We start from the raw sequence: 26,971 nt of genomic DNA, 5'->3' as shown, positions 1-26,971 counted from the left end.
GGTCCTCTGTCGTCGATAGTCACAGCCTAGCCTGCACCGGCGACCGGTGGAGGTCGAGACGCTGCGCAACATCGCCGCAGGAAGCGTACCGGCGGTATGCCGAACGATCAGCGGCGTCGACGGACGCCGGCCCCGAGCGTGCCGATAAGGAGCAGGGCGAACGCGATCTCCAGGATGCCCAGCCAGCGATCGGCGCTGGAACTCCACGTCTCCGACACGCCATGGCAGAAGTAGAACAACGACAGGATGCCGACCCACAGCAACGCCCGCGTGACGTTGGGCAGTGCCAGCAGCGGCAGCAGCAGCGGTGGCACGGCGAGCGCGAAAGCCACCCAGCGCGGAATCGAGACGGGCACGTACAGCGAGTACCACAGCACCTGCACCGCCAGCAGCCCCGCCCAGGCGACAAGGCCGGTCTTCTGCGTGACGGTCGCGGTTGCCATCATGCAGGCGTACCGAGGCGGCGAGCGATGTCGGCCAGGCGCTTACCCAGGGCGCGCGCGAGTTCGCGCTCCACCTCGGTGATGGCCTGGTCGCCACGGTGACCGGCAACGTGGCTCGCGCCATAAGGCGTGCCACCGCTGGTGGTGGTGCTCAGTGCAGGTTCCGTGAAGGGAATGCCCACGAGCAGCATGCCGTGATGGAGCAGGGGCAGGGCCATCGTCAGCAGCGTGGATTCCTGGCCGCCGTGCATGGTGCTGGTGGAGGTGAACAGCGCCGCCGGCTTGCCGGCCAGGGCGCCGGACGCCCATTCCGCGCCCGTGGTATCGAGGAAATGCTTCAGCGGCGCGGCCATGTTGCCGAACCGGGTCGGGCTGCCCATCGCCACGCCTACGCATTCCACCAGATCGGCCCGGGTTACGTAGGGCGCGCCCTCCTCGGGCTCGGGCGGCATGGCGATCTCGGTGACCGGCGCCACCGGCGGTACCTGGCGCAGGCGGGCACGCATGCCCGGTACTTCCTCGATGCCGCGCGCCACGAGGCGGGCGAGCTGGGCCGTGTGGCCCGTACGGCTGTAGTAGAGTACGAGAACGTCGTGGGACATGGATGGTCGCCTTTTCGAAGGCGCTAGTCTCGCAGAACTGCCACACGTTCCCAATCGTTCGGGAAAATAAGGATGGACATGCCGTTGCGCTTCGATCGGGAACGCACCCTCAGCTTCACCCGTTTCACGTGGTCGCGTTTCCTCGACGACAAATGCTTCGAGACCGCCGGCGCGCTTTCCTACACCACGCTGGTCTCGCTCGTTCCCCTGACGGTGGCGGTGTTCGCCATCTTGTCGGCGTTTCCCGTGTTCGCGGAATGGCGCGGCAGCATCGCCGACTACGCCTTCCGCAATTTCGTGCCCGCTACGGGCGCGAAGATCCAGGAATACATGCTCGCCTTCGCGGACAAGGCCAGCCAGCTCACGGGCATTTCCGTGTTGGTGATGCTGTTCAGCGCGGTGTCGATGATGATCAGCATCGAGGATCGCCTCAACCGCATCTGGCGGGTTCGCAAGTCACGCGGCTGGACGTCGCGCCTGCTGCTCTACTGGGCGGCGCTGACACTGGGTCCGGTGCTGGTGGTGGGTGGCCTCGTGCTGTCGTCGTACCTCACGGCGTTGCCCATGCTGCACGCGGCCGCGGATCAGCTCGCCACGCAGGGCGGTCTGCTCAATGCGCTGCCGTTCGGCATCACCTTCGTCACCCTGGTGCTGATGTATACGATGGTGCCGAACCGTCGCGTCTCGTGGCGTCACGCAGCCATCGGCGCGTTGCTGGGCGCGGTCCTGTTCGAGATCGCGCGCTGGGGCTTCACGCTGTTCATCCGCCGATCGCCCAACTACGAGGAAATCTACGGCGCGCTCGCGGCGATTCCCATTTTCCTGCTGTGGATCTACCTGTCGTGGATCATCGTGATCCTCGGGGCGTCGATCGCCGCGTCCATCTCGGCGTTCGAATACACGGTGCCGCACGAGTCGCTGCCGGACGGTGCGGAGTTCATCGGCCTGCTGGTGGTATTGCAGCATTTCGTCGCGGCGCAGCGCCTGGGCGAAAGCGTCGATCCCGCCACGATCCGCCTGCGCGAGCCCTATCTTTCGTCCGGCGCCATCACCTGCTATTTCGATGACCTGCAGAAGGCAGACATGATCCAGCGCGGCGAAGCGGGCGGCTGGTTGCTCAGCCGTTCGCTCGACGCCACGGAACTCATGCGGGTCTATCGCTGCGCGCAGTACCGGTTGCCGCTGCATCCGCGCGAACAGGTGGAGCGGCTGGGTATCCGCCTTCCGGCCGAACTGCTGGTATTGCTGGACAACCTCGCGCTGGCGCTGGACGCCACCTTGGGGGCGCGGCTGGATACACTCTTCCCTCCCCATGCCGTCCCATCCCCCGCCGAGGACACCATCGAATGATCCTGCGCTTCGCCGCCGCCCTGGCCCTTGCCGTCGCCACGCCGGCCATGGCCACCGCCGTCACGCCTACCCTCAAGGTCACCACGATCGACGGCACCTCGTTCGATCTCGCCGCGCAGCGCGGCAAGTGGGTGATCGTGAACTACTGGGCCACCTGGTGCGTGCCGTGCATCAAGGAGATGCCGGACATTTCCGGCTTCGTGAAGGATCACAAGAACGTCACGGCCATCGGCCTCGCCTTTGAGGACACCGACGTGAAGGACATCAAGGCCTTCGTGGCGAAGCATCCGGTCAGCTACCCGATCGCCCAGGTCGATGTCACCGAACCGCCGAAGGATTTCGATCCGCCGCAGGGATTGCCCACCACGTACCTAATTGCGCCCGATGGCCATGTCGCCAAGCGGTTTGTCGGTCCCGTGGATGCGAAGAAGCTCAACGAGGCGATGGTCGGAGGAAAATGAGATGAAGGCCGTGCGCTTCATCGTCAGGGGCCGGGTGCAGGGCGTGTTCTTTCGTGCGTCCACGCGTGAGCAGGCGGTGGCGCTCCGGCTCGCAGGGCATGCACGCAATCTGCTGGATGGCAGCGTCGAAGTCGTGGCGCTCGGCGATACCGTGGCCATCGATCAGCTGGATGCCTGGCTGCATCACGGGCCGGATACCGCGAGAGTCGATGAGCTTTATCGGGAAGACATCGAGGTACACGAACCGTTGACGACGTTCGTCGTCAGGTAGGAGCGCGCTTGCGCGCGATGGGGTTTGCCGCAAGCACCCATCGCGCGCAAGCGCGCTCCTACGGTCGAATTCAGCTTTAGTCTTTCGGGCCCGTCGCGTTCGCTGGGCGTGCCAGCATCTTCACGGGCAACGTCTCGCCGTCGGACAGCTTGAACGTTACGGTGAGCGTATCGCCCGGTTTGATGGGGTGTTTGGCGTCCATCAGCATCACGTGATAGCCGCCCGGCGAGAATGCCGTGGTCTGCTTCGCCGGCAGCGGTACGCTGTCGACCATTTCCATGCGCCCCATGCCACCTTCGGTACTGCTGCGATGGATCATCGCGTCGCCGTAGTCGGTGCTCGTCGCCGAGACGATCGACAGCGCGCGATCCGAGGTGTTCTCGAAGGTGACAAAGCCGCCGGCGGGGAGCGCGCCTGGCAACACACGGATCCAGCCGCCCGAGGCCTTCACCGGCGATGTCGTGGCGACCGGTTTATCGGCGGCATGGACGATGCCGGCGGCAAGGACGAGCGCGAAAGCGAGCGGGCGAAGGATCACGGATGGTTCTCCAGCGAGGTGAGCAGCGTGAGGTCGTGGACGATATCGTCCTGCGACGCGGACGGTGTCGCGAGCAGGCGGGCCTTGCCCTGCGCATCGAAGATGAAGATCGCCGAGCTATGGCTGACGTCGTAGTTGCCGTCACCCCGGTCGGGTTCGCGCGAGAACGCGGAACGGTAGCGCTTGGCGAGTTTTTCCAGTTCCGGATCGGGACCGCTGAGGCCCACTGCGCGCTTGTCGAACGCCGTGACATAGCTGTGCATCACCGATGGCGTGTCGCGCTTGGGATCCACGCTGACGAACAGGATGCGCACGTTTTCGGCGGCCGGGCCGAGGCGATCGAGCACCACGTGGAGCTGGGTAAGCGTGAGCGGGCAGACATCCGGGCAATGGGTGTAGCCGAAATAAAGGATCGCGACCTTGCCCTTGTAGTCCGCACCGGTGACGTTACGGCCCTGGTCGTCCACCAGGCGGAAATCCAGGTCGGGCAGGTGACCCGAGACATCGTTCAGACGCCACTCGGGTTGCGGTTCGCGCTGGCAACCGGCGAGGCTGGCCAGGGCGACGAAGGCGAGCAGGGCCAGTACGACCCTGCGGAATGGGGACGACTTCATGCGACACTCCGCGAGATATCGTTCGAAGCATACGCCACACGTCCCGCCGTCACCGCTCCAGGAAACAGGAATTCCCCATGATGCGACATCGTGTCAACGGCGCCACGGCACTGGTCGTGGCCCTTTCCGGCGCCACCGCCGTCGTGTTCGGCGCCTTTGGCGCCCATGCCCTGCGGGGACTCCTCGACGGACAGGGCATGCAGACCTGGCATACCGGCGTGGAGTACCACTTCTGGCACACCCTGGCCTTGTTCGCCGCCGCGCTGGGCTTGCCGGCGGGTGGAGGACGCAAGGCCGCGATCGTCCTGTTCGCTGTGGGCATCGTGCTCTTTTCGGGCAGCCTCTACGCGCTGACCCTCGGCGCGCCGCGCTGGGTGGGCATCATCACGCCGGTGGGCGGCCTCGCCTTCATCGCCGGCTGGCTCGCGGCAGGCTGGTCGCTGGCCCGGGGCGCTTCGACGAACTGATCGCTCAGCGCCCCGAACCGGCCCCGACGTTACCGACGGCTCCCGTATCCGAGGGGCCGGGCAGGTCAATGATGTTGGACGAGGCGATGGCGCGATCAATGCGGATATCCCGCAGCGTGTTCATCGCGGCGAAGAATCGCCAGGGATCACCGTTGCCGGTACCCAGGGCGATGTGTGTCGCATCGAAGCGTCGCTCGGCGGAATCGAAGCTGATCCAGCGTCCATCGACATAGGCCTGCGTCCATGCGTGCGGCACGAAGACGCGGGATGCCCCTCCCATACGTTCGACGTAGACGATACCCGTCACCACGCGGGCAGGGATGCCGAGCGCGCGCGCCAGCGCAGTGAGAAGCACGGCGTGCTCGGTGCAATCCCCGCGCCGGCTGTCGATGGTTTCCAGCGCGGAGGCATAGCCGACGTCGAGTCCCTTTTGGTTGATGTAGTCCGACAGGTAGGCGCGCAGGCGTCGCATGCGCTGAAGATCGTTGCGGGCGTCACCGACGATCGAACGCGCCATGTCGATGACGCGGGGCGAATCCGATTGCACCCAGGCGCTGGACGAGGTGTCTTCGCTCGACGGGGTGCTTTCCTTCCCCTTGCGAGAGAATCCGATATCGACGTAGTAGACGCCGTCGCCGAGCGGCGATACATGCTGCTCGTCGGTTTCGACAAAGGGTTTGGGGTGGTCGCCGCGGACCGTGATCATGTAGCGCATCGGCGCGGCGCGAAGGTTCGGCGTGATGGCACGGGGCGCGTCGATCATCGATGCACGAAGCACGTCGACGTCCTGGTCGGGCGCGTTGGCGCATGCCTCGTCGCAGGAGGCCATTTCCAGGTGGAAGCCGAGCAGGGGAGAGATGGCGCGGCGGATGTATCCCTGGTCGTCCACCCACACGTCCACCGATCGTACCGAGGGCATCCCGGACAGCGACTGGCGTAGGTGGTGGAGGGTTTCGCGCTGGCCATCGGGCATCTCGACGACCTCGTCGCCGAGGACGGCGACATCGACCGTGGCGACCTGCTGCTTCGCCGAATCGAAGTTGCGTACCTGGTAGATGGTACCGGGGCGGAAGCCATGCGCCAGCGTGGCCAGGCGCTGCCCTTCGATCAGCGACGCGCCCGTCGGCCAGGTCAACAGGTCGACGCGCGACTCACCGCCGACCGTGTTGGCGACTTGGAAGGCGCCGTCCGGCCGTCGCGTGCCCTCCACCAGGTTTTCCCTCGCGGACATGTTGCTGCTGGCATAGAAAGCCAGGGGAGCACCGGCCGGCGACTCCACGGCTTTCACCGTCGAATGCAGCAGCAGCGGCGTATGGATACGGGTGAGTCGGAAATCGAGGGTCTGCGTGGTGGTGACCGTATCGGTGGTGATGTCACGGTCGATACGCAGGGCCCCCACCTTGCGGCCGTCCAGCAGGACGGTCATCCAGCGACGCTCGGCCAGGGCGGGCTGGATGGCGAGGCACGACAGTACGGCGAGAACGGCAAGGCAGCGTCTCATGGGCGTACGTCCGGATTGTGGGGACAACCGCATCACATCACGTCCAGTGCCGGAGTCAAGTGCCCCGGAAGGCATATCGGGTAGCCGCTACACTAGGGGCTTCCCGACCCCGGCAAGGCCCACGTTATGCATATCTTCGGCACCCCTCACTCCGACAACGCACTCAGGGTGCTGCTGCTGGGGTCCGGCGAACTGGGCAAGGAGGTCGCGATCGAGCTGCAGCGCTTCGCTGTCGAGGTGATCGCTGTGGACCGTTATGCGAACGCGCCGGCCATGCAGGTGGCCCATCGCAGCCACGTGATCGACATGCTGGACGGTGCTGCCCTGCGCGCGCTGATCGAGCAGGAGAAACCCCATCTCGTCGTGCCCGAGATCGAGGCCATCCACACGCCCACGCTGGTCGAGCTGGAAGCGCAGGGGCTCAAGGTCATTCCGACCGCGAAAGCGGCCTGGCTGACCATGGACCGCGAGGGCATCCGCCGCCTGGCCGCCGAGGAACTGGGTCTACCCACCTCGCCCTACCGGTTCTGCGACACCCATGAGGCGTTCCTTGCCGCCGTGAAGGCGCTGGGTACCCCCTGCGTGGTGAAGCCCGTGATGAGTTCGTCCGGCAAGGGACAGAGCGTGGTTCGTCGCCAGGAGGACGCCGACGCCGCATGGGAGTACGCCCAGTCAGGCGGTCGCGCCGGCAAGGGGCGCGTGATCGTCGAGGGTTTCATCGACTTCGACTACGAGATCACGCTGCTCACCGTGCGCCATCGCGACGGGGTGTCCTTCTGCGCGCCGATCGGCCATCGCCAGGAAGACGGCGACTATCGCGAATCCTGGCAGCCGCAGCCCATGAGCGACGCCGCGCTCATCGCGGCGCAGAAGCAGGCCGACGCGATCACCGCGGCGCTCGGTGGCTGGGGCGTGTTCGGCGTGGAGTTCTTCGTGCGCGGCAACGAGGTGATTTTCTCCGAGGTCAGCCCCCGTCCGCACGACACTGGGCTGGTCACGCTCATCTCGCAGGACCTCTCGGAATTCGCGCTGCATGCGCGGGCTATCCTCGGCCTGCCGGTGCCACAGATCCTTGCCTTCGGTCCGGCTGCATCCTGCGCGGTGCTGGTGGAGGGCGAAGGCCATGCACCGACCTACCACGGCATCGCCGAAGCGCTGGCCGAGACGGGCACCATGCTTCGCATCTTCGGCAAGCCGGAGGTCCGTGGCCGTCGTCGCATGGCCGTCACTCTGGCGCGTGCCGCCTCGGTCGACGAGGCCCTGGAAAAAGCCAAGCGCGCGGCGGCACGGATCAAGGTGCAGCTCTGACGCGGCATGCCGCATGAACGTGCCTACAACGTCCGTTCACGCGTGAATGTTAAGCTCGGCCGCTCGTCAGGACGATCCATTTCCATGAGCGGACGCAGAGATTCCCACGATTCCCACGGCCGGACCGAACCCACGCTGGGCCGGATCGACGACCTGGACAAGCCGACGCCGCCACCGGCGGACGACGGCTTGCCCCATATCGTCGTCGACGGGCCGCGTCGCCGTTCCGGCCGTGCGCCCACGCCGCCGCCGAAGGGTCCGCGTAAGCGGGGCTGGCTTATTCCTTTGCTGGTGCTCGTGCTCATCGGCGCGGTCACGGCGCTGTGGTTGCAGCAGGATCGCCTGCGTACCCTGGTGCCCCGCACCGAACTCAACGACCTGCTGACCCAGGCCAACCAGGCGCTCGACGCGGGGCGACTGGACGGCAGCAACGGCGACAGTGCCCGCGAACTCTTCGAAAAAGCGCGTGACCAGCAGCCCGACAGCGACCAGGCCCGCGATGGCCTGCGGCGTGTCGGGCAGGCCGAGATCGCTCGCGCGGACGCGGCACTCACCGCCGGTCACCTGGATGAAGCCGAGACCGCGCTCAACGTCGCCCGCGAATTGCTCGGCGGTGGCAGCGACATCGAGCAATTGAACCAGCGCCTCTCCACCGCACGTAACCCGCAGTCGCAGACCGAGTCGCTGATCGATCGCGCCCAGCAGGCCTTCGCCGCCGGCAAGCTCGACGGCGACGACGGTGCCGGCCCGCTTTATCGCCAGGTGCTCGACGCCGACAAGAACAACGCCGTGGCCGCGCGTGGCCTCGACAAGGTCGGCGAAGGCCTCGCGGCGCAGGCGCGCCAGGCGATCGCGGACAACGACAAGGCGAAGGCCAACGCGCTCGTCGATCGCATCGCGATCCTGGTGCCCAATTACGGCGATCTCCCGTCGTTGCGCGCGGCGCTGGCCGAAACCCGCAAACAGGACGACCAGGCCGTGGCCGCGCTCGTCCAGCAGGGCACCGACGCCATGCGCGCCGGCCGCTTTACGGGCGAGGGCGACGACAACGCCCTGGCCCGCTTCAAGGCCGCGCTCGCGCTCGACCCGGACAACGCCGACGCGAAGGCGGGGCTGGGGCAGGTCGCTCAGGCGCTCATTGTCCAGGCCAACGCGGCTATCGACAGCGAAGACGACGACCACGCTGCGAAGCTGCTCGACGATGCCGCGAAGCTGGCTCCCAAGTCGGCCGAGCTGGCCGCGGCGCGCGCTCGCATCGCGGGTGGCGACACGAAGGCGACGCCCCGTGCGACGCCCTCCGCCGGCAAGTTGCCGGTGGCGCAGGCCGCCGGGCAGCCGGGCGATACGGCGGAAGCTTCGCTGGCCGTCAGCCCGGAGCAGAAGGCAAGGGTCGCGGCGCTGGTGCGTCGCGCCCAGGCCGCCGCGTCGCGGGGCGATATCATGGATCCCCCGGGCGACAGCGCCTACGACCTCTATCGCAATGCGCTGGCTATCGACGGCAACGATCCGACGGCCCGTGCGGGTTTGCAGAGCCTGCCGTCCCAGGTCGAAAAGCTGATGCTCCAGGCCGTCTCCAACGGCAACGTGAATCGCGCGGAAGACCTCTACGCCACGATGTCCGACCTGGCCCCCGGCGACGCCTCCCAGGGCGAGCTACGCCACCGCCTGGGCAGTGCCTGGATCGACAACGCCTTGCAGCGCGCGTTGCAGGGCGACCGCCAAGGCGCTTTCACGGCACTGGATCGCGCGCGTCGCTACGTTCCGGACGATCCTCGCCTGCAAAGCGCCTACGAGCGCATCGCCACGGGACGTTGAGCGCCGCATGACGATTCTTGTCATCGGCGCGTCGAGCCAGATCGGTCACTTCCTCCTGCCGAGGCTGCACGCCCTGGGTGAAGAGGTGCTTTGCCTCAGCAGGCATGCTGACCCCGACGATCCCGCATGGCTTCGCGGAGGCCTTCCCGACACGATGCCGGCGACGCTTCCACCCCTTCGCGCGATCCTGTCGAGCGGGCCGCTGGACGGCCTGGCGACATGGCTGTCCTCGACGCATCTGAAAGGCATCCCCCATGTGATCGCCACCTCGTCGATGAGCGCCGAAAGCAAGCGGGAATCGGATGTACCCGCCGAGAGGGACCTGTCCCGTCGGCTGCGGGCCGCCGAAACCCTGCTCAGTGCCTCCTGCGCCTCGCGCGGCATGCCATGGACCCTGTTCCGGCCCACGCTCGTCTACGGCGCCGGCCTCGACAAGAGCCTCACGCCGATGGTCCGGCAGGCCGCGCGTCGCCGGGTTTTCCCCGTGCCCAGTGGCCGGGGGCAGCGACAGCCGGTGCATGCCGAGGATATCGCCGAGGCCATGGTGAGGGCGTTGCGTAACCCCCAGGCCCGCGGCAGGACATTCCCCATCGGTGGCGGCGAGCGACTCAGTGCCTCCGAGATGTTCCATCGCGTAAGGCGCAACGCGGGTGTCCTGGCGCTTCCCCTTCCCATTCCAGGATTCGCCTTGTCCCTGGCCAGCTGGCTTGTGCCACGTATCCGGGGTCCCATCCATCGGCTCGATAGCGACCTGATCGCCGACAATACGGACCTGGAGCGGCTGTTGGACATGCATCCGCGGCCGTTCCGCCCCGATCCGTCCATGTGGCAGCCCCCGGCGTGACCGTGTTGGTCATCGTTCCGCCAGCGTCCGTTCAGATGGGCGCCGGGGGGATGCCCCTATCATCCCCTTCCATACTCCTTTCCCCCAGGACCTTCCCGCGTTGGCTTTCCTGACCCGTATCGGTTCCTTCCTGCGTACCGCGTGGCCCTGGCTGCGCATTCCCTTCTGGCTCGTGATGGGCCTGACTTTCGGCTTCCTCCTGCCGTACACGCTGATCCTCAACTCGCGTCTGCAGGAGCGCTTCAACGATCTCGTCTTCGCGGTGCCCACCCGTGTCTACGCGCGACCGCTGTTGCTCGAGCCCGGCCGCGCCATGACGCCTGCCACGCTCGAACTGGAGCTGACGTTCGCGGGTTACACGCCCGACGGCGGTGGCAAGGTGCAGGGCAGCTTCTCGAAGAACGGCTCGCGCTTTCTCATCGCCTCCCGGGGCTATGCCGGCCCTGACGGAGGCGAGCTGCCGCATCGCATCCGGGTCCTGCTGGGCAACGGGCAGGTGACGTCACTGGTCGACGACACCAACGACAAGCCGATCAAGTCCATCCATCTCGACCCCGCCCGCATCGCGACGTTCTACGGCGCAGCGCAGGAAGAGCGTCGCATCGTCCGCCTCGAAAACGTGCCGCCGCTGCTGGTGCAGGGTCTGCAGGCCGTCGAGGATCGCGACTTCAAGAACCACATCGGCCTGGATTTCTCGGCGATCGCGCGCGCGTCGTTCGCCAACCTGCGTGCTGGCCACACGGTGCAGGGCGGTTCGACGCTGACCCAGCAGTTGGTGCGCAACCTGTTCCTCGACCGCAGCCAGAACATGCTGCGCAAGGTGAACGAGGCCATCCTTTCGCTGCTGATGGAGGCGCACTACTCGAAGGGGCGCATCCTGGAGGCCTATTTGAACGAGGTCTTCCTCGGCCAGCAGGGCAATCAGGCAGTACATGGTTTCGCCGCCGGCGCGGAGTTCTTCTTCGGCCGTCGCATGGAAGACCTGAAGCCGCAGGAGATCGCGTTGCTCGTCGGTCTGGTGAAAGGTCCGAGTTACTACGATCCGCGTCGCTATCCCGACCGCGCGTTGTCCCGTCGCAATCTGGTGCTCCAGCAGTTCCACGACACGGGTCTGATCGACGATGCGCAACTGAAGCTCGCGCAGGCGTCGCCGCTCGGCATCGCGGTCAACGCGCAGTTGCCGCACAATCGCTTCCCGGCCTTCATGCAGCTGGTGCGCGCGCAGATCACCGCCGACTTCGACGAAGCGGCCCTGCGTGACGGTAGCTTCAGCATCTTCACCACGCTCGATCCCGCGGCGCAGCTCTACACCGAGCAGGCGATCCTCACGACCGTGAAAAGCCTGGGCAAGCGCGGCGCCGCCGCGCAGGCCGCCGCCGTGGTCACCGATACCACTAACGGCAGCGTGCTGGCGGTGGTGGGCTCGCGCGATCCGGGCGAGCAGGGTTTCAACCGTGCGCTCGACGCGCGGCGCTCGATCGGTTCGCTGGTGAAGCCGTTGGTCTACCTGGTTGCGCTCGCGCAGCCGTCGAAGTGGTCGCTCGCGACCACCATCCACGATCAGCCGATCAACATGATGCAGCCCGACGGCACGCCGTGGACGCCGAAGAACGACGACCGCCAGATCCATGGCGACGTGCCGGTGCTCGAAGCGCTAGTGCATTCGTGGAATCTTGCGACCGTGGACCTGGGCATGCAGGTCGGCGTGCCGCGCATCAAGGGTTTCCTCGAATCCTTCGGCTTGCAGAACGTGAATCCGAGCCCGTCGTTACTGCTCGGTGCGATCGACATCTCGCCGTTGCAGGTCGCGCAGCTCTATACGTACATCGCGGCCGACGGGCACGCGTTGCCGCTGCTCGCGGTGCGCGGCGTGGTCGATGACAAGGGCCAGACGATCAAGCGATACGAAGTGAAGGCCGGTCCAGGCGAGTATCAGGAGGCTGCGCGTCTCATCAAGTGGGCCATGCAGCAGGTGGTGGCTCGCGGCACGGCGGCCGCCATCGGCAATTCGGCGCTGTCCTCGCTACATGCCGCGGGCAAGACCGGCACGAGCGACAGCCAGCGCGACAGCTGGTTCGCCGGTTTCACCGGTGAACACCTGGCGGTGATCTGGATGGGCCGCGACGACAACAAGCCCACGGGGCTGTATGGCGCCACGGGCAGCATGCGCGTGTGGCAGGAGCTGTTCCGCAAGCTGCCCACCCGACCGCTCTCCACAGAGCTCGGCGATGGCTTGGAGATGGCCTGGGTGAACACCCAGACCGGCAAGCGCACGGATCCTTCCTGCGAGGGCGCCCGGCAGTTCCCGTTCATCTCCGGCTACGTGCCGGAAAGCGAAGAGGGCTGTTTCTGGCAGCAATTCAAGGGTATGTTCGGCGGCGGCAACGCAGCAGAACCTGCGTCCGCCGTTCCCAGTAATCCTACGGATTGACCCATGCATCGCCTTCGTTTCTGCGCCATCGCCGCCGTCGCGCTCGCCGCCGCCTGCAGCCAGCCTGCCCCGCCGCAGGCTACCCGTCCCAGCAAGCCCAACTACGACATCGTGGCGCAGATCCGCGCGGCGGGTGAACGCGAGAAGTCGGCGATCGAAGTCGCGCCGCTGCACGATCCTGGCGTGCAGGGCCTCGAGAAGGCCGCGCTTGCCGACGAGCAGGCCGGCAAGTACGACGACGCCGACGCCAAGCTGGTGCAGGCGTTGAAGATGGCGCCTGAAGCGCCGGAACTGATTCAGGATCGTGCCGAAGTCGCCGTGCGCAAGCAGGACTTCGCCTCCGCCGAGAAACTGGCGAAGCAGTCGTTCGAAATGGGTCCGAAGTCCGGCAGCCTCTGCGCCCGCAACTGGCAGACCGTGTACGAGATGCGCATCCAGGCCGACGACCAGAACGGTGCGATGGCCGCGCGCGGCGAACTGGCCAAGTGCCATATCGCTGGGCCGAATCGCTTCTGAAGCCAGCCCGCACCCAACGGGCGGTGTATCGAAACCTTGTAGGAGCGTGCTTGCGCGCGATCCGGCGGCAGCCGGCCAGCCCGATCGCGCGCAAGCGCGCTCCTACAAAAGCGGTCAGCCCTGCCGAATGACTTTGCCGTGCGCGTGCACGGTATCCACCAGCACCTTCACGTTCTCCGGGTCCACTTCCGGCGTGATGCCGTGGCCCAGGTTGAATACGTGGCCCGGGTGGTTGCCGAAGGCGTCCAGCACGTTGCGCGCCTCGCGCATCACGATCTCCGGTGATGCGCGCAGCACGGCCGGATCGAGGTTGCCTTGCAGGGCGACGCGGTCGCCGATGCGGCGGCGTGCCTCACCGATGTCGATGGTCCAGTCCAGGCCCACGCCGGTGCAGCCGGTATCGGCGATGGCTTCCAGATGGCCGTTGGCACCCTTGGAGAACAGGATGATCGGCAACTCGCGCGCGACGGCGTCGGCCTTCACCGCGTCGACCACCTGGCCCATGTAGCGCAACGAGAACTCACGGAACGGCACCGGGCCCAGCAGGCCGCCCCAGGTATCGAACACCATCAGGGCCTGCGCGCCGGCATGCGCCTGCGCGATGAGGTAGGCGGCGACGGAGCGGGCGATTGTGTCGAGCAGGCGATGGGCGAGGGCGGGCTCGTTCCAGGCCATAGCCTTCACGCGTGCGAAATCGCGCGAGCCTTCGCCTTCGACCATGTAGCAGGCCAGCGTCCAAGGGCTGCCCGAGAAACCGATGAGCGGCACGCGGCCATCCAGTTCCTTACGGATGAGGCGCACGGCGTCCATCACGTAGCGAAGCTCGCCGTCCATGTCCGGCACGGACAGGCGCTCGATGGCGGCGGCGTCGCGCACGGGATGCGCGAACTGCGGGCCTTCGCCCTGGGCGAACGACAGGCCCAGGCCCATCGCGTCGGGAATGGTGAGGATGTCCGAGAACAGGATCGCCGCGTCGAGATCGAAGCGCTCCAGCGGCTGGAGCGTGACCTCGCAGGCGTACTCGGGATTCGTCGCCAAGCCCATGAAGCTGCCGGCCTTCGCGCGGGTGGCGCGGTACTCCGGCAGGTAGCGGCCGGCTTGGCGCATCACCCAGATCGGCGTGGTGTCGGTGGCTTCGCGACGCAGTGCGCGCAGGAAACGATCGTTACGAAGGACGTCAGCGGCCATGCGCGGACTCCTGACCCTGGCTGAACATGACCTTCAAACCCTTCTTCAGTTGCGCGTCGCGCGCGCGGACGAAGGCGGCGAGCGCCTTGTCGTATTCCAGATAGACGTCACGCTTGAGCGTGGCCTTGCCACCCTGCACGCCGCTTTCGCGATAGAGCGTCCAGCCGCCGAACAGATCCTGTTCGAGCGAGATCTGGACGTACCGGGGCGCTTCCGCTCCCGATTCGGGCAAGGTTTGCAGGTAGATCCGCATCGAACCATCCGAACAGCGCAAGGCCGACCATTGTAGGCGCTCCCCCCAGGGGGCGCACGCCGTGCGTCATTCCAGCACGGCGAGCACGTCGGCGTCGGGCACGCCCGAGACGATCTCGGCCTGGCCGATGCCGCGCCAGAGGATGAGGCGCAACGTTCCGGCGGTGTTCTTCTTGTCCAGCCGCATCAGGTCGAGCAGGCGGCTGGCCGCATGGGCCTTGGAGGGTTCCACGGGTAGGCCCAGGCGCTGGAGCAGCGCGACCAGGCGGTGGGTGTCCTCCGCCGACGCCATGCCCAGACGCTCGGACAAGCGAGCAGCGAGCACCATGCCGATGGCGACGCCTTCCCCGTGCAGGATCTCGCTGTAGTTGCCCGCGGTTTCCAGGGCGTGCCCGAAGGTGTGGCCGAGGTTGAGCAGGGCGCGCTCGCCTTGTTCGGTCTCGTCGCGGGCGACGACGCCAGCCTTGTAGCGACACTTGCGCGCGATGGCCTCGACCAGCACGTCGGCGTCGCGACGCGCGAGGGCGGCGGCGTTGGCTTCCAGCCAGGCGAAGAAGGGCAGGTCGCCGATGGCGGCGCCCTTGACCACTTCGGCGATGCCGGCGAGGTATTCGCGCTGTGGCAGCGTGCGCAGCAGCTCGGTGTCGGCCACCACGGCGCGTGGCTGGTGGAAGGCACCGGCGAGGTTCTTGCCCACGGGCAGGTTCACGCCGGTCTTGCCGCCCACGGACGAATCGACCATGGCCAACAGGGTGGTGGGCACCTGGATGAAATCGATGCCGCGCATCCAGCAGGCGGCGGCGAAGCCGGCCAGGTCGCCCACGACGCCACCGCCCAGCGCGATCACGCAGGCGTCGCGCGTGGCACCCAGCGCGCCCAGCGCGTCGAGCACGCGGCCGACGTTGGCGAAGGTCTTGTGGGTCTCGCCGTCGTCGAGCAGGAAGGACGACCAGGTGAGGCCTGCCAGGCCTCGCTCCAGTGCGCCGAGGTAGAGCGGCGCGACGGTGGTGTTGCTCACCACGAGCACATGGCGGCCGCGGATGCGCGCACGCCATCGGGCGCTGTCGGCCAGCAGGCCGGGACCAATCCAGACGGGGTAGCTGCGTCTGGCGAGGGCGACGTCGACGGTATCCATCAGGGGCGTTTCCAGTGGCGTTCGAGGAGGGCGATCGCGCGCGGCACCGCGTCGTCGACGCTTTCGTGGCGGCCGCGGAAGATCAGGTCCGCAATCTCCTCGTAAAGGTGGTTGCGCGCGTCGGCCAGCGCTTCGAGCCGGCCGCGACGGTCGTTGCCGGCGATCATCGGCCGGGCCGTGTCGTGCACGAGGCGATCGAGCTGTTCGTCCACCTCGACGCCGAGCATCAGCACCGTGCCGCGCGTCGCCAATGCCTCGCGATTGGCGGGGTCGAGCACCGCGCCGGCGCCGGTGGCGAGCACGATGCCATCGTGGCGACTAAACTCATCCAGGTGCGCGCTTTCGCGCGACCGGAAACCGGCCTCGCCTTCGCGTTCGAAGATCGTGGCCACCGTGGCGCCGTAATGCGACTCGATGGCCACGTCGAGATCGACGAACGGCAAACCGTAATGCGCCGCGAGGCGTTGTCCGATCGTGGTCTTGCCGGCGCCCGTGGGGCCGACCAGGAACAGGTTGGGCGAAGGATTCATCGCTCCCATGCTAGCAACAAGCCCGGCCCCCGGATATGAAACCCTTCTCGTCGCCGGTGCCGGCGATATCGGCATGCGGACCGCGCGAAGGCTGGCCGAGCGCGGTCATCGGGTGTTCGCCCTTCGTCGCCATCCGGTCGAGGGCGCAGGCGATCCGTGGACCTGGCTACGCGGCGACCTGACCGATCCCGCGTCGTTACAGGGCCTGCCGGCGGTCGATGCCGTGGTGTTCGCCCCCTCGCCGGATCGTCGTGACGAGGCGGCCTATCGGGCCGTTTTCGTGGACGGCCTGCGCCACCTTGTCGAGGCGCTTCCCACGCGGCCCCGGCGCACGGTGTTTGTGTCGTCCTCGGCGGTGTACGGCGAGCAGGGCGAGGGCTGGGTCGATGAAGACACCTCCCCCGCGCCGCCCGGCTTCAACGGGCAGGTGCTGCTGGAGGCCGAGCGTTGGCTTGCGGCGAGCGATATCGGTGGGGTGTCGGTGCGGTTCGCCGGCCTCTACGGTCCGGGGCGCACGCAATTGCTGGATCGGTTGCGCGAGGGCAAGGCGGTCGTTCCGCGTGGGCGGCAGGTGTTCGCCAACCGCATCCATGTCGACGATGCGGCGGCCGTGCTGGCGCACGTGCTGACGCTGGCGGAGCCCGCGCCGGTGTATGTCGGCGTGGACGACACGCCGCTACCGATCGATGTGCTGTATGACCGCTTGGCCGATCTCTTGGGCGTGCCACGCCCAGCCGATGGTCCGGGGCCGGCAGGTGTGGGCAGCAAGCGCTTGTCGAATGCGCGATTGCGCGAGAGCGGTTTTCGTTGCCAATGGCCGGATGCGCGTGAGGGTTATGCGGCCCTGCTCTTGTAGGAGCGCGCTTGCGCGCGATCGCGCGCAAGCGCGCTCCTACAGGGTAGGGTGGCGATCTTCGTCGAGGTGGATGACCCCATCGGCCTTCCATTCCAGCGTCCTCAGCGCATGCCGGCTCAACCGCTCGTAATGCGCCAGGAAACGCGCCAACGCGGCCGCATCCATCGCCCTGGGTTCATCGCGTTCGCGCAGCGGCCGTTCGGCCTCGTCGCGCCATCGCGCCACGACGTCCCATGACGGCGCCTGCAACACCACCAGGGCGTCCAGGCGCCGCCAGATCGCGGCATACCCTTCCAACTGGGCATTCACCCAGCGTCGCCAGCGACCGTCGGCATCCTCGTCGCGTTCCAACGCGTTGATCGGCGTGTCCAGCGCGGTGTCGTCCTCGGGATCGACACCAAGGCACCAACCTTCCAGTACCACCAGTCTCGGCGGCTCGGCGACAGTGGGCCACAGGTGCGGGTCGTAGCGGTCGTCGTGGCCTTTGTCGAAGCGCGGCACGGGCACCGGGTTTTCCGGCGAGGCGTTCGCCAGGGCATCGAGCGTGGTGCCCAGCAAGGCCAGGTCGTGCGTTCCCGGCACACCGCGCGTCCGCAGCAGCGGGTGCACTTCGCGAGCCAGCGACTGGCGTTCCGCGTGGGTCAGGTAGGCATCGTCCAGCGACAGCGCCACGGCACCCCATCCGAGGTGGCCTGCCGCTTCGACCAGCGCCGCCGCCAGCGTGCTCTTGCCGCTGCCCTGCAGGCCCGAGATACCCAGCACGAACGGCGGCCGCGCCGGCTCGATACCCGCGACGAAACGTCCAAGGATGGCCTGGGCCAGCGTGCTAGCATCGGGTGCTTCCATGGTCTGAAGCATAGTCCAACGTCATGCTTACCCCCGAGATTCTCGATACCTTCCGTGGCCTGCTCGACGAGGCCAAGGCCAGCGGCGACCGCGAACCCACGGCGATGAACCTCGCCACCGTCGACGGTACCGGTCGCGTGCACTCGCGCATCGTCCTGCTCAAGGCGATCGACGAACACGGCCTGCATTTCTTCACCAATTACGAAAGCGCCAAGGCCGGCGAGATCGCCGCGCACGGCCAGGTCGCCGTGTGCTTCCACTGGAAGCAGATCCGCGAAGGCATCCAGGTGCGTTTCGAAGGCCGGGCGTCCAAGGTCTCCGACGCCGAATCGGACGCCTATTTCGCCAGTCGTCCCCGTGGCAGCCAGATCGGCGCCTGGGCGTCGAAGCAGAGCCAGGAACTGCCCAACCGGCAGACCTTCGAGGATCGCGTCGCCCATTACGAGAAGGAATTCGACGGCCGTGACGTACCGCGTCCGGCGCATTGGGGCGGTTACCTCGTCGAGCCGGATCGCATCGAGTTCTGGTACGGCGCCACCTTCCGCCTCCACGAACGCATCGTGCACACGGATCACGGTACAAGCTGGACGAGTCGCCTGCTTTATCCCTGAGGTCGCCATGAGCCGAGCCCAGCCCGTCCAGCACGTCGCGCAGACCACCTTTACCGTGCATACGCGCGGCCGCTCGCTGGAAGAGGTGACCGATCGCGTGGCCGAGGCTGTCTCGGCCAGCGGCGTCACCACGGGGCTGGCGCAGGTCTTCGTGCAGCACACCAGCGCGTCGCTGCTGATCGGCGAAAACGCCGATCCCACCGTCGTGGCCGACCTGGAACGGTTCTTCTCCCGTCTCGTGCCCGACGGCGATTCGCTGTTCCGGCATCGCGACGAGGGGCCGGACGACATGCCGGCCCATGTGCGTTCCGTATTGACCGGCGTATCGCTGTCGATCCCGGTGCATGCAGGGCGTCCCCTGCTGGGCACCTGGCAGGGGGTGTTCCTCTACGAACATCGCCACGAGGCGCACCAGCGCAAGATCACCGTCACGGTGATCGGCCACTGATCAATCGTCGGGCATGGATATCCAACGCCCGTGCCGACGAACTTCCAGCGCATGGAAGCGGCGCTTGTAGTCCATCTTCGGATGGCCGGCGATCCAGAAGCCCAGGTACACATACGGAATGCCGCGACGCCGGGCCAGGGCGACCTGTTGCAGGATGCCGAAGGTGCCCAGGCTGCGCGCGGCTTCGTCCGGATCGTAAAACGTATAGACGGCCGAAAGACCTGCCAGCATTACGTCCGTGACCGCCACGCCTAGCAGGCGGTCGTTCTTGCGGAACTCCAGGAACAGCGTGGGGCTCCACGGCGCGCTCAGGAAGCGCTGGAAATCCTCGGCGTCCGCCGCGTCCATGCCGCCGCCACTGTGGCGAGCGTGCAGGTAGCGCTCGTAGAGGATGTGGCGCTCCTCGCTGTAGCCGGGCATGGCCTCGACCACGGTCAGGTCGGCATTGCGCTTGAGACCACGCCGCTGCGTGCGGTCGGGCTCGAAGCGCTCCACGTCGATGCGGCACGGCACGCAGGCCTGGCAGGCGGCGCACTGGGGCAGATACAAATGGCTGCCTGCGCGTCGGAAACCCTTGGACAGGGCCGGCCCGTAAAGGCGATCGAGATGGGGCGCGCCCGGATCGACCACGAGATTCTGCGCCGTCCGCTCGGCGTAGTAGCCGCAGGTATGCGGCAAGGTCTGGAAGAGGCGGACGCGGTCGGTCATGGCCCCATGTTATAGCGCTCCCCGCCCCCCGTTTGTAGGAGCGCGCTCGCGCGCGATCCGCCTAGACCAATGGGTGGTGCACCGACATCCAATGCGTGATGTTGCCCCCCTGGTCGGCCACGGCCTCCAGCTCCACCCGCCCGGGCAGCAGGCTTTCGTCGTTCCGGCGCAGTGGGATCTCAAGGCTGGCCGCCGCCCTGGCGTCCAGCGAGCGGGCCAGGGCTTCGGTATCGCCGCCCAGCAGGGACGACATCGGCAACCCCGCGACAGATTCGGCCGAGCGCCCCGTCAGCCGGGTATAGGCATCGTTGACGAAGACCACGACGCATTCGCGCCAGTCGCCGCTGGAGGCATCCGTGATGACCACGGCGTCCGGCAGGCGGCCAAGCGAGGCGCGCAGCAGGGCAAAGCTCTGCTGGTAGTGCTTGCGTTCCATCATCTCGATCAGCACGCGCAGGCCGCGCGCCGAATCCAGGTGCTGGCGCGACCAGGGGCGGGAACTGCCGCGCACGGTTTCCTGCCATGAGGCGAAACTCTGCCGGGGCGAGAGACGTGCACCGGGAATGTTCTCCAGCTTGGCCAATGCGGGATTGCCCGCCCAGCGCACGTGGCGAACCTGCTCCGTGCGGGTCCAGACCACGGCGTTGTGGGCATCGATCTGCAAGGGCATGAAGATGATGCCGGCGGCCAGTCCGGTCACTTCGGGAGCGGCCAGCGGTGGATAACGTCGGCCGATCTCGTCGGTATGCAGCACGCCGGCGATGCCGTCGTCGCCCGAAGGCTCGCCGGTGCCGACGACGTCGCGGATATGCAGCAACGTCGCTTCGTCCGGCAGTATGCCGTGACGCATCACGCGATTGCCCGCGAAGATGGCGACACCGTCGGCATCGACCACTTCGAGCAGCTCGGGTGCGAGCGAGGCCAGCAGGTCCGGATCGATGCGCTCGCTTTCGTTGAACGCGGTGATGAGCTTTTCGCGCACTGTTAGCAGGGTGCTTTCGACATCGATCTTTTCCAGTTCCTCGATCGCCGAGACACGCGTGGCGAACGAGCGCGCGACGGCGTCGGCCACTTCGCGCATCTGGTGGTCGGCGAAGAACGGACTGTAGTGATGGCAGGCGATCAGGCCCCACAACCGGCCATTGCTGACAATGGAGGCGACCAGGGTGCCGGTCACGCCCATGTAGCCCAGGTACTCCAGGTGCACGGGCGAGACGCTGCGCAACGAAACGTCGGACAGATCGGTGGGCGCGCCCGTTTGCGGATCGTTGGCGGGCAGGATGCGCGACGGTACGTACTTGCAATCGCTGATCTGGCGTACGCGATTGCGCAGGTACAGCGCGCGGGCCTGCACGGGAATGTCGGTGGCCGGGTAGTGCAGGCCGAGGTAGGCCTCCAGGTCGTCGCGACGGGCTTCGGCGACCACTTCGCCATGCCAGTCGTGATCGAAGCGATAGACCATGACACGGTCGTAGCCGAGCAGGTTGCGGATGGTCCGCGCGACACGCGACGCGGCGCGTTCCACGCTGGGATCGTTTTCCAGCTTGCGCGCCAGGTCGTAGGCGACGCGGATCGGATCGTCCTCGAAATAGGCCTCGCGCGGTTCGATCTCGATCATCCAGCGCGTGTCGTACGCATGCACCGCGGCATGCCACGTGCCCGCGTGATGGCCGTGGGGAAAGCGTACGGGCACCCAGGCGCTGTGCGCAGGGCGTTCGTCGTCGTCGAACAGGCCCAGCGGCAAGGTGAGCACATCGTCCAGCGGCGCGCCGGGCAGCGCGTCGAGGCCTACGCCGAGCAGGTCGCCTGCGTTTTCGCTGGCCTGAAGCACGCGATTCGTCGTGGCATCCACCACGAGCAGCACGCCATGGGGCTGGATCGAACCGGGGATATGGATCGGCTCGCGATCGCAGGCGGTCAGGTCGGGCAGCTCAGACATGGGCGACGGGATCCTCGAGGGTCTGCTGGAAGCGCGCGAACATGGCACAGGCACCATCAAGGGCCTGTCGTCGCGCGTTGTCGTCGGGAAGGGCGTTGTCCAGGGTGGCCTGGAAGCGACGCCAGTCGGTGGGCGAGGTTTCGCCCATCGCGTAGTAGTGGTGCGGATGGTCCGGGAACATCGCGCGAAGGCGCTTCACGATGACGCGTGCGCCAAGCGACGAGCCTTCGATGACATAAAGCTCACCCCAATACGACGGCTCGCTTCCGTTGTAGGAGCGCGCTTGCGCGCGATGGCCGCTGGTCGCAATCGTGGATCGCGCGCAAGACGCGCTCCTACAAAGATCGGTTTCGAGGGGCGTGGCCCGCGATGCGTAATGCCACCGATCGCGGATCGCCTCCAGCCACTCGCCGCGCTCGCCTTCCCAGCGCCGGAACAACGCCAACTGCGCACCGAGCAACGCCCGATACCCTTCGGCATCCAGTTGCCCATCCATCAGCCGCCGCATGCCGGTCGTGGCTTCGGCGGCCTCGTGGGCGTCGCGGGTCTGCTCGCGGAGAAAGCGGTGGGCGGGCGTGGCTTCAGCGACGCCTGGCATTCAGATGACCTGGATGGCCCTGAGCACCGAGACCAGCATCACGCCGGCGACGATCGCCAGCACCATCAGGCGGACGCGGGCGGCGGTGCGCTGGGCGGGCGGTCGGTAGTCCGGCTTGCGATGGATCTGCAGTTCTTCCTGGAAGCGCACTACCGGCTCGATGCCGATGTCCTTGAGCAAGGCGCGGGCACGCGGGAAGTCGTCCGCGTGCTTGACCCACACCTGCGGCCAGGCATCACGGTTGTCGTTGCGCTGCGAATAGCTGAAGCGCTGGTAGGTGGGCCGGTTCCAGTTCGACCGGTTCGTGACCGTGGTCGCGATCTCGTGTTCGTCGAGAAGGGCCACGATCCGGTCGATGTTGTCCTGGCGGGGAGAGGTATAGATCTGGCGCATCGTCCGATTCTACGGGATTGCGCCAGATCGCGCGTCAGTGGGCCAGCAGGCCCTTTACCTCGTCCAGGTGGCCGTCGTTCGGCAGCGGCTGCTGGTCGAGCAGGCGCATGATCAGCGGGTAGACGTCGACGTTCTGGAACGGTGCCACCGTGGCGCCCTTGCGGAAGCCAGGGCCATGGGCGATGAACAGGGCGCGCATGGTGGGATCGAGGTTGTCGTAGCCGTGCTCGCCCAGCGACATCGGGTCGGTGCGCTTGGCCAGGGCCTCGTGGCTGATGATCGCCCAGCCGGTGTCAGCGAGGCAGAGGATGGCCGGGACGCGGCGATGGGTGCCGTAGTCGAGGCGCTTGGGCAGGTCTTCGCGACGGTAGCAGCGCATGTGCTCGTGCGGACCGAGCAACCGGGCGATGGCCTTCGAGGCGTCATGGCCCGGCTTGGGGTTGAACGTGGCCATCACGCCGTACGAGACGGGATCGAGCGCATCCAGGTCGGTGGCTTCGTCGGCGAAGACCGTGTTGCCCTTGGGCACAGGCGCCATGCCATGGTCGGAGACCACGATGATGTTCATGCGCTCGTAAAGGCCTCGGCGACGCAGTTCCGCCACGAGATGGCCGAGCGCGCCGTCCACTTCACGAAGCGAATCGTCCAGTTCCTTCGAATCCGGACCATGCTCGTGACCGGCGTGGTCCACGGTGTCGAAGTACAGGGTGTCGAACAGCGGCTTCGGGCCAGCCTCGTCGATCCACGACAGCAGCTTGTCGACGCGCTGGATCGAGGTCAGGTTGCCGTCGTAGGGGATCCAGTGATCAGGGCGCACGCCGTGGATGGCGGCCTCCGTGCCGGGCCAGAACATCGTCGCCGTGCGCAGGCCGCGCTTTTGCAGGGTGACCCAGATCGGCTCGGCATCGGCCCACCAGCGACCGTCGCTGGTGGCATCACGGTTCGACAGGCTGAACTGGCCCAGCGCCGGATCGATCATCGTGTTGTTCACGATGCCGTGATGGTCGGGTACGAGGCCGGTGACGATCGTGTAGTGGTTGGGGAAGGTCAGCGACGGAAACGACGGCAGCATGTAAGGCGCGCGGACACCGTCCGCGGCGATCGCGGCAAGGTTCGGCGTCAGCCCGCGTTCCATGTAGTCGGGCCGGAAGGCGTCGATGGAGATCAGCAGGACCGGATCGGGAGAGGAGACGGCGGGCTTGGCAGGCTGCTCGGCGCAACCGGCCAGCGCCACCACGAGCAGCGCGAGGACACTGCGCCACGAGGTGGGCAACGAGACATTCATAAGGGACGGCGTAGGCTCTGGAACGAAACAGCCCCCTATGATGGACCAGTCGCATGACCAATTCATCTCGCAAATCCCTGCTTCTCGCTGGCCTGGTGCTTGTCCCGGCCTTGGCCTTCGCCCAGGTGCAGCCCAACGCGCCCGCCCGCCCCGTACCCCCGCCGCGCCCCGCGCCACCGGCGCCGACGGCCGCCCAGCACGACTGGCAGCGCGCCGTGGACCGTTCGGCCGTGGAGAGCCGCCAGCGCCAGGACGCCCTGCAAAGCCAGCTCCGTCAGGACAGCATGAACCGCCAGCTCAACGGCGTGACCGATCCGAACCAGCGCAACCAGCTGACCAACGCCAACCAGGCCCAGCAGCAACTGGACCGGGCGCGCCAGGAAGACAACGCACGGCGCTACCAGGAGCAGCACCCCAACCAGCCGCCGCCGGCGACCACCCGCTGATCCCACGGGCTATTGCTGCAACGCGTATGGCGAGGCGTCGAGGCGCGCGACCATAATCGGGGCTTCCCCAGGATGATGGAGCCCCCGATGAACGCCGTGACGCGCATCGACACCACCCGCACCATCCGCGCCCCTCGCGGTACGGAACTCAACTGCAAGAGCTGGCTCACCGAAGCCCCGTTCCGCATGTTGCAGAACAACCTCGATCCCGAGGTGGCCGAGAACCCGGCCGAACTGGTGGTCTACGGCGGCATCGGCCGCGCCGCGCGCAACTGGGAATGCTTCGACGCGATCCTGCGCGCGCTGCGCGAACTGCGCGACGACCAGACCCTGCTGGTGCAGTCCGGCAAGCCGGTCGGCGTGTTCCCGTCGCATGTCGACGCGCCGCGCGTGCTCATCGCCAACTCCAATCTCGTGCCGGCCTGGTCCAACTGGGAGCACTTCAACGAGCTCGATCGCAAGGGCCTCATGATGTACGGCCAGATGACGGCCGGCTCGTGGATCTACATCGGTTCCCAGGGCATCGTGCAGGGCACCTACGAGACCTTCGTGGAAATGGGGCGCCAGCATTACGGCGGCACGCTCGCGGGTCGCTGGATCCTCACCGCCGGCCTCGGCGGCATGGGCGGTGCGCAGCCGCTCGCGGCCAGCCTCGCGGGGGCGTCCTCGCTCACCATCGAATGCCAGCAGAGCCGCATCGATTTCCGCCTGAAGACGCGCTACGTCGACGAACAGGCCACCGACCTCGACGACGCCCTCGCGCGCATCGACCGCTACACCAAGGAAGGCCGCGCCGTTTCGGTGGCGTTGCTCGGTAATGCGGCCGACGTGCTGCCCGAGATGGTCCGCCGTGGCGTGCGTCCGGACGCGGTCACCGACCAGACCAGCGCGCACGACCCGGTTAATGGCTACCTGCCGTCGGGCTGGACGGTGGAGCAGTGGTTCGAGCGTCGCAAGAGCGACCCGACCGGTACCGCCCGCGAGGCCAAGCGTTCTATGCGTCGCCATGTGGAAGCCATGCTGGCCTTCCACGCCCAGGGCGTGCCGACCTTCGACTACGGCAATAACATCCGCCAGATGGCCAAGGACGAGGGCCTGGGCGAGGCCTTCGCCTTCCCCGGTTTCGTGCCGGCCTTCGTCCGTCCGTTGTTCTGTCGTGGCGTGGGTCCGTTCCGCTGGGTCGCGCTTTCGGGCGACCCGGAAGATATCTACAAGACCGACGCCAAGGTGAAGGAGCTGATCCCCGACGATCCGCACCTGCACCGCTGGCTCGACATGGCCCGCGAGCGCATCAACTTCCAGGGGCTGCCGGCACGCATCTGTTGGGTCGGTCTGGGCCAGCGCCACCGCCTTGGCCTGGCGTTCAACGAGATGGTCCGTAACGGCGAACTCAAGGCACCCGTGGTGATCGGCCGCGACCACCTGGATTCCGGCTCGGTCGCCAGCCCCAATCGCGAAACCGAGGCCATGCGCGACGGCAGCGACGCCGTGAGCGACTGGCCGCTGCTCAACGCCATGCTCAACGTGGCCGGTGGCGCCACCTGGGTCAGCCTGCACCACGGCGGCGGCGTAGGCATGGGTTACAGCCAGCACAGCGGTGTGGTCATCGTCTGCGACGGCAGCGAGGCCGCCGACAAGCGCATCGCCCGTGTGTTGTGGAACGACCCCGGCACGGGCGTGATGCGTCATGCCGACGCAGGCTATCCCGAAGCCATTGCCTGCGCGAAGGAGCAGGGCCTGGACCTGCCGATGCTCGGCTGATGTCCTGTTGTAGGAGCGCGCTTGCGCGCGATCGCGCGCAAGCGCGCTCCTACAGAGGGTATTACCGGCCGTTCGCCCACTGCGCCACGTACATCTGCGGGTAGATCCGCTCCAGGGCCAGCACCTTCGGCCGGTCGTTGATGGCGATGTACGGCGTATAGGGATTCAGTCGCATGTAGTCCTGATGCTCGCCTTCCGCCAGGTAGAACCCCTTGAGCGGGGTCACCTCGGTGACGATCGGCCGGGAGAAGGCATGGGCGGCCGTCAGCTGGGCGATGTAGGCCTCGGCCACCTTCTGCTGTTCCGGCGTCGCGTAGAAGACGGCGGAGCGGTACTGGGTGCCCTGGTCCGGTCCCTGGCGATTGAGCAGGGTCGGGTCCTGGGCCACGGAGAAGAACACCTGCAAGAGCTGCCCATAGCTGACCTGGGCGGGGTCGTAGGTCACCCGCACCGACTCGGCGTGGCCGGTGTCGCCGTCGCTCACGTCGTCGTAGTTGGCGTGGCGGGCGTCGCCACCGGAATAACCGGTCCGGACGCTCTTCACCCCACGGACGTGCTGGAAGACGCCTTCCACGCCCCAGAAGCAGCCGCCGGCGAACACGGCGGTGGCTTCACCCGTGGCGGGGGCGGCGTCTACGGCGGGGGCGGGCAGGTGCAGACCCTCCTCCCGCGCGGACGCGGTGGAGCAGGCGGCGAGGGTGAGGACGAACAGAGGGAGCAGGCGAGCCATGGAATCTCTCCGGGGGACAGGGGCTTACGGAAGGAGACCGGTCCAGGGAGTGTTTGCTGACAGTATCCCTCCTTCAGCTTCGGG

30 protein-coding genes are annotated in these 26,971 nt (G+C 67.1%); 14 read left to right on the top strand and 16 right to left on the bottom strand.

Going from position 1 to position 26,971, the window contains the following annotated elements:
• Positions 1-107: 107 nt before the first annotated feature.
• Together GAK28_RS01360 and wrbA are read right to left on the bottom strand one after the other, a co-directional pair.
• Positions 108-446 carry a DUF2069 domain-containing protein gene (locus GAK28_RS01360; RefSeq protein WP_291773997.1) on the bottom strand — a complete coding sequence of 113 codons (339 nt, stop codon included), beginning with the start codon at positions 444-446 and terminating at the stop codon, positions 108-110.
• The gene (gene wrbA / locus GAK28_RS01355; RefSeq protein ID WP_291773995.1) at positions 443-1,045 is read right to left on the bottom strand and encodes an NAD(P)H:quinone oxidoreductase; all 603 of its coding nucleotides are present in this window, start codon (positions 1,043-1,045) and stop codon (positions 443-445) included. The genes GAK28_RS01360 and wrbA overlap by 4 nt, the downstream gene beginning before the upstream one ends.
• Before the next feature lie 78 nt (positions 1,046-1,123).
• Here wrbA and GAK28_RS01350 point away from each other — a divergent pair, with 78 nt between their 5' ends.
• From GAK28_RS01350 to yccX, 3 genes are read left to right on the top strand one after another with little or no spacing between them, the layout of a single operon-like run.
• A complete protein-coding gene (locus GAK28_RS01350) occupies positions 1,124-2,395 on the top strand; it encodes a YihY family inner membrane protein (protein WP_291773992.1) in 1,272 nt (423 codons plus the stop codon).
• Positions 2,392-2,856 (top strand): TlpA disulfide reductase family protein, encoded by a 465-nt coding sequence (locus GAK28_RS01345; protein ID WP_291773990.1) that lies wholly within the window; start codon positions 2,392-2,394, stop codon positions 2,854-2,856. The genes GAK28_RS01350 and GAK28_RS01345 overlap by 4 nt, the downstream gene beginning before the upstream one ends.
• A 1-nt stretch (position 2,857) precedes the next feature.
• Positions 2,858-3,127, top strand: a complete 270-nt coding sequence (gene yccX, locus GAK28_RS01340) for an acylphosphatase (RefSeq protein ID WP_291773988.1) — start codon at positions 2,858-2,860, stop codon at positions 3,125-3,127.
• 76 nt (positions 3,128-3,203) lie between these two features.
• Here the strand turns inward: yccX and GAK28_RS01335 are convergent, their stop codons facing one another.
• Entirely contained in the window at positions 3,204-3,665 is a 462-nt protein-coding gene (locus GAK28_RS01335; RefSeq protein ID WP_291773986.1) for a copper chaperone PCu(A)C, read from the bottom strand.
• Positions 3,662-4,279 (bottom strand): SCO family protein, encoded by a 618-nt coding sequence (locus GAK28_RS01330; protein ID WP_291773984.1) that lies wholly within the window; start codon positions 4,277-4,279, stop codon positions 3,662-3,664. The genes GAK28_RS01335 and GAK28_RS01330 overlap by 4 nt, the downstream gene beginning before the upstream one ends.
• A gap of 80 nt (positions 4,280-4,359) precedes the next feature.
• Here GAK28_RS01330 and GAK28_RS01325 point away from each other — a divergent pair, with 80 nt between their 5' ends.
• Positions 4,360-4,746, top strand: coding sequence for a DUF423 domain-containing protein (locus GAK28_RS01325; RefSeq protein ID WP_291774489.1), 387 nt, complete (start codon positions 4,360-4,362; stop codon positions 4,744-4,746).
• A 4-nt stretch (positions 4,747-4,750) separates the two neighbouring features.
• Here GAK28_RS01325 and GAK28_RS01320 read toward each other — a convergent pair whose 3' ends face one another.
• Positions 4,751-6,247 (bottom strand): transglutaminase-like domain-containing protein, encoded by a 1,497-nt coding sequence (locus GAK28_RS01320; protein ID WP_291773982.1) that lies wholly within the window; start codon positions 6,245-6,247, stop codon positions 4,751-4,753.
• A gap of 126 nt (positions 6,248-6,373) precedes the next feature.
• Here GAK28_RS01320 and purT point away from each other — a divergent pair, with 126 nt between their 5' ends.
• From purT to GAK28_RS01295, 5 genes are all read left to right on the top strand, one after another.
• The gene (gene purT / locus GAK28_RS01315; RefSeq protein WP_291773980.1) at positions 6,374-7,555 is read left to right on the top strand and encodes a formate-dependent phosphoribosylglycinamide formyltransferase; all 1,182 of its coding nucleotides are present in this window, start codon (positions 6,374-6,376) and stop codon (positions 7,553-7,555) included.
• An 84-nt stretch (positions 7,556-7,639) separates the two neighbouring features.
• Positions 7,640-9,370, top strand: a complete 1,731-nt coding sequence (locus GAK28_RS01310; RefSeq protein WP_291773977.1) for a hypothetical protein — start codon at positions 7,640-7,642, stop codon at positions 9,368-9,370.
• A gap of 7 nt (positions 9,371-9,377) precedes the next feature.
• Positions 9,378-10,214 carry an SDR family oxidoreductase gene (locus GAK28_RS01305; protein ID WP_291773976.1) on the top strand — a complete coding sequence of 279 codons (837 nt, stop codon included), beginning with the start codon at positions 9,378-9,380 and terminating at the stop codon, positions 10,212-10,214.
• Between the two features lie 100 nt (positions 10,215-10,314).
• Entirely contained in the window at positions 10,315-12,645 is a 2,331-nt protein-coding gene (mrcB, locus tag GAK28_RS01300; RefSeq protein WP_291773974.1) for a penicillin-binding protein 1B, read from the top strand.
• 3 nt (positions 12,646-12,648) lie between these two features.
• Positions 12,649-13,161, top strand: coding sequence for a tetratricopeptide repeat protein (locus tag GAK28_RS01295; protein WP_291773972.1), 513 nt, complete (start codon positions 12,649-12,651; stop codon positions 13,159-13,161).
• 114 nt (positions 13,162-13,275) lie between these two features.
• On the opposite strand, the gene hemE is transcribed toward GAK28_RS01295, so the two are convergent.
• The 4 genes from hemE to GAK28_RS01275 all read right to left on the bottom strand — a co-directional run bounded on the left by hemE (position 13,276) and on the right by GAK28_RS01275 (position 16,266).
• Positions 13,276-14,349 (bottom strand): uroporphyrinogen decarboxylase, encoded by a 1,074-nt coding sequence (gene hemE / locus GAK28_RS01290; RefSeq protein WP_291773970.1) that lies wholly within the window; start codon positions 14,347-14,349, stop codon positions 13,276-13,278.
• Positions 14,339-14,602: a WGR domain-containing protein gene (locus GAK28_RS01285; protein ID WP_291773968.1), complete on the bottom strand. Its 264-nt coding sequence runs from the start codon at positions 14,600-14,602 to the stop codon at positions 14,339-14,341. Before GAK28_RS01285 ends, hemE begins: the two co-directional genes overlap by 11 nt.
• 66 nt (positions 14,603-14,668) lie before the next feature.
• Complete coding sequence (gene aroB / locus GAK28_RS01280) at positions 14,669-15,736, bottom strand: 3-dehydroquinate synthase (protein WP_291773966.1); 1,068 nt, start codon at positions 15,734-15,736, stop codon at positions 14,669-14,671.
• Entirely contained in the window at positions 15,736-16,266 is a 531-nt protein-coding gene (locus tag GAK28_RS01275) for a shikimate kinase (RefSeq protein WP_291773964.1), read from the bottom strand. Before GAK28_RS01275 ends, aroB begins: the two co-directional genes overlap by 1 nt.
• Positions 16,267-16,273: 7 nt before the next feature.
• Here GAK28_RS01275 and GAK28_RS01270 point away from each other — a divergent pair, with 7 nt between their 5' ends.
• Positions 16,274-17,122: an SDR family oxidoreductase gene (locus GAK28_RS01270; protein ID WP_291773962.1), complete on the top strand. Its 849-nt coding sequence runs from the start codon at positions 16,274-16,276 to the stop codon at positions 17,120-17,122.
• A 36-nt stretch (positions 17,123-17,158) separates the two neighbouring features.
• Here GAK28_RS01270 and GAK28_RS01265 read toward each other — a convergent pair whose 3' ends face one another.
• Positions 17,159-17,968, bottom strand: coding sequence for a kinase (locus GAK28_RS01265; RefSeq protein WP_291773960.1), 810 nt, complete (start codon positions 17,966-17,968; stop codon positions 17,159-17,161).
• A 23-nt stretch (positions 17,969-17,991) separates the two neighbouring features.
• On the opposite strand from GAK28_RS01265, the gene pdxH reads away from it, so the two are divergent.
• Positions 17,992-18,579, top strand: coding sequence for a pyridoxamine 5'-phosphate oxidase (pdxH, locus tag GAK28_RS01260; RefSeq protein ID WP_291773958.1), 588 nt, complete (start codon positions 17,992-17,994; stop codon positions 18,577-18,579).
• 7 nt (positions 18,580-18,586) lie between these two features.
• A complete protein-coding gene (locus GAK28_RS01255; protein WP_291773956.1) occupies positions 18,587-19,027 on the top strand; it encodes a secondary thiamine-phosphate synthase enzyme YjbQ in 441 nt (146 codons plus the stop codon).
• Here GAK28_RS01255 and GAK28_RS01250 read toward each other — a convergent pair whose 3' ends face one another.
• The 5 genes from GAK28_RS01250 to GAK28_RS01230 all read right to left on the bottom strand — a co-directional run bounded on the left by GAK28_RS01250 (position 19,028) and on the right by GAK28_RS01230 (position 23,950).
• On the bottom strand, positions 19,028-19,735 hold the full coding sequence (locus GAK28_RS01250; protein WP_291773954.1) for an arginyltransferase: 708 nt from the start codon (positions 19,733-19,735) through the stop codon (positions 19,028-19,030).
• Positions 19,736-19,796: 61 nt separating this feature from the next.
• Positions 19,797-21,674 carry a GAF domain-containing protein gene (locus tag GAK28_RS01245; RefSeq protein ID WP_291773952.1) on the bottom strand — a complete coding sequence of 626 codons (1,878 nt, stop codon included), beginning with the start codon at positions 21,672-21,674 and terminating at the stop codon, positions 19,797-19,799.
• A complete protein-coding gene (locus GAK28_RS01240) occupies positions 21,667-22,272 on the bottom strand; it encodes a biliverdin-producing heme oxygenase (RefSeq protein WP_291773950.1) in 606 nt (201 codons plus the stop codon). Before GAK28_RS01240 ends, GAK28_RS01245 begins: the two co-directional genes overlap by 8 nt.
• A complete protein-coding gene (locus GAK28_RS01235) occupies positions 22,273-22,665 on the bottom strand; it encodes a hypothetical protein (RefSeq protein ID WP_291773949.1) in 393 nt (130 codons plus the stop codon). It lies immediately after the preceding gene.
• A 34-nt stretch (positions 22,666-22,699) separates the two neighbouring features.
• A complete protein-coding gene (locus GAK28_RS01230; protein WP_291773947.1) occupies positions 22,700-23,950 on the bottom strand; it encodes an ectonucleotide pyrophosphatase/phosphodiesterase in 1,251 nt (416 codons plus the stop codon).
• 53 nt (positions 23,951-24,003) lie between these two features.
• On the opposite strand from GAK28_RS01230, the gene GAK28_RS01225 reads away from it, so the two are divergent.
• Both GAK28_RS01225 and hutU read left to right on the top strand, forming a co-directional pair.
• Positions 24,004-24,396, top strand: a complete 393-nt coding sequence (locus tag GAK28_RS01225) for a hypothetical protein (protein ID WP_291773946.1) — start codon at positions 24,004-24,006, stop codon at positions 24,394-24,396.
• Positions 24,397-24,492: 96 nt separating this feature from the next.
• Complete coding sequence (hutU, locus tag GAK28_RS01220; protein ID WP_291774488.1) at positions 24,493-26,157, top strand: urocanate hydratase; 1,665 nt, start codon at positions 24,493-24,495, stop codon at positions 26,155-26,157.
• A 61-nt stretch (positions 26,158-26,218) separates the two neighbouring features.
• Here the strand turns inward: hutU and msrA are convergent, their stop codons facing one another.
• A complete protein-coding gene (gene msrA / locus GAK28_RS01215) occupies positions 26,219-26,887 on the bottom strand; it encodes a peptide-methionine (S)-S-oxide reductase MsrA (RefSeq protein ID WP_291773944.1) in 669 nt (222 codons plus the stop codon).
• Positions 26,888-26,971 lie beyond the last annotated feature (84 nt).

Origin of the sequence: Luteibacter sp. (assembly GCF_009912395.1) — a bacterium.
Lineage (GTDB): Bacteria > Pseudomonadota > Gammaproteobacteria > Xanthomonadales > Rhodanobacteraceae > Luteibacter.
The sequence above is the reverse complement of the archived record's forward strand: the minus strand, read 5'-3'. Positions and strand labels throughout refer to the sequence as shown.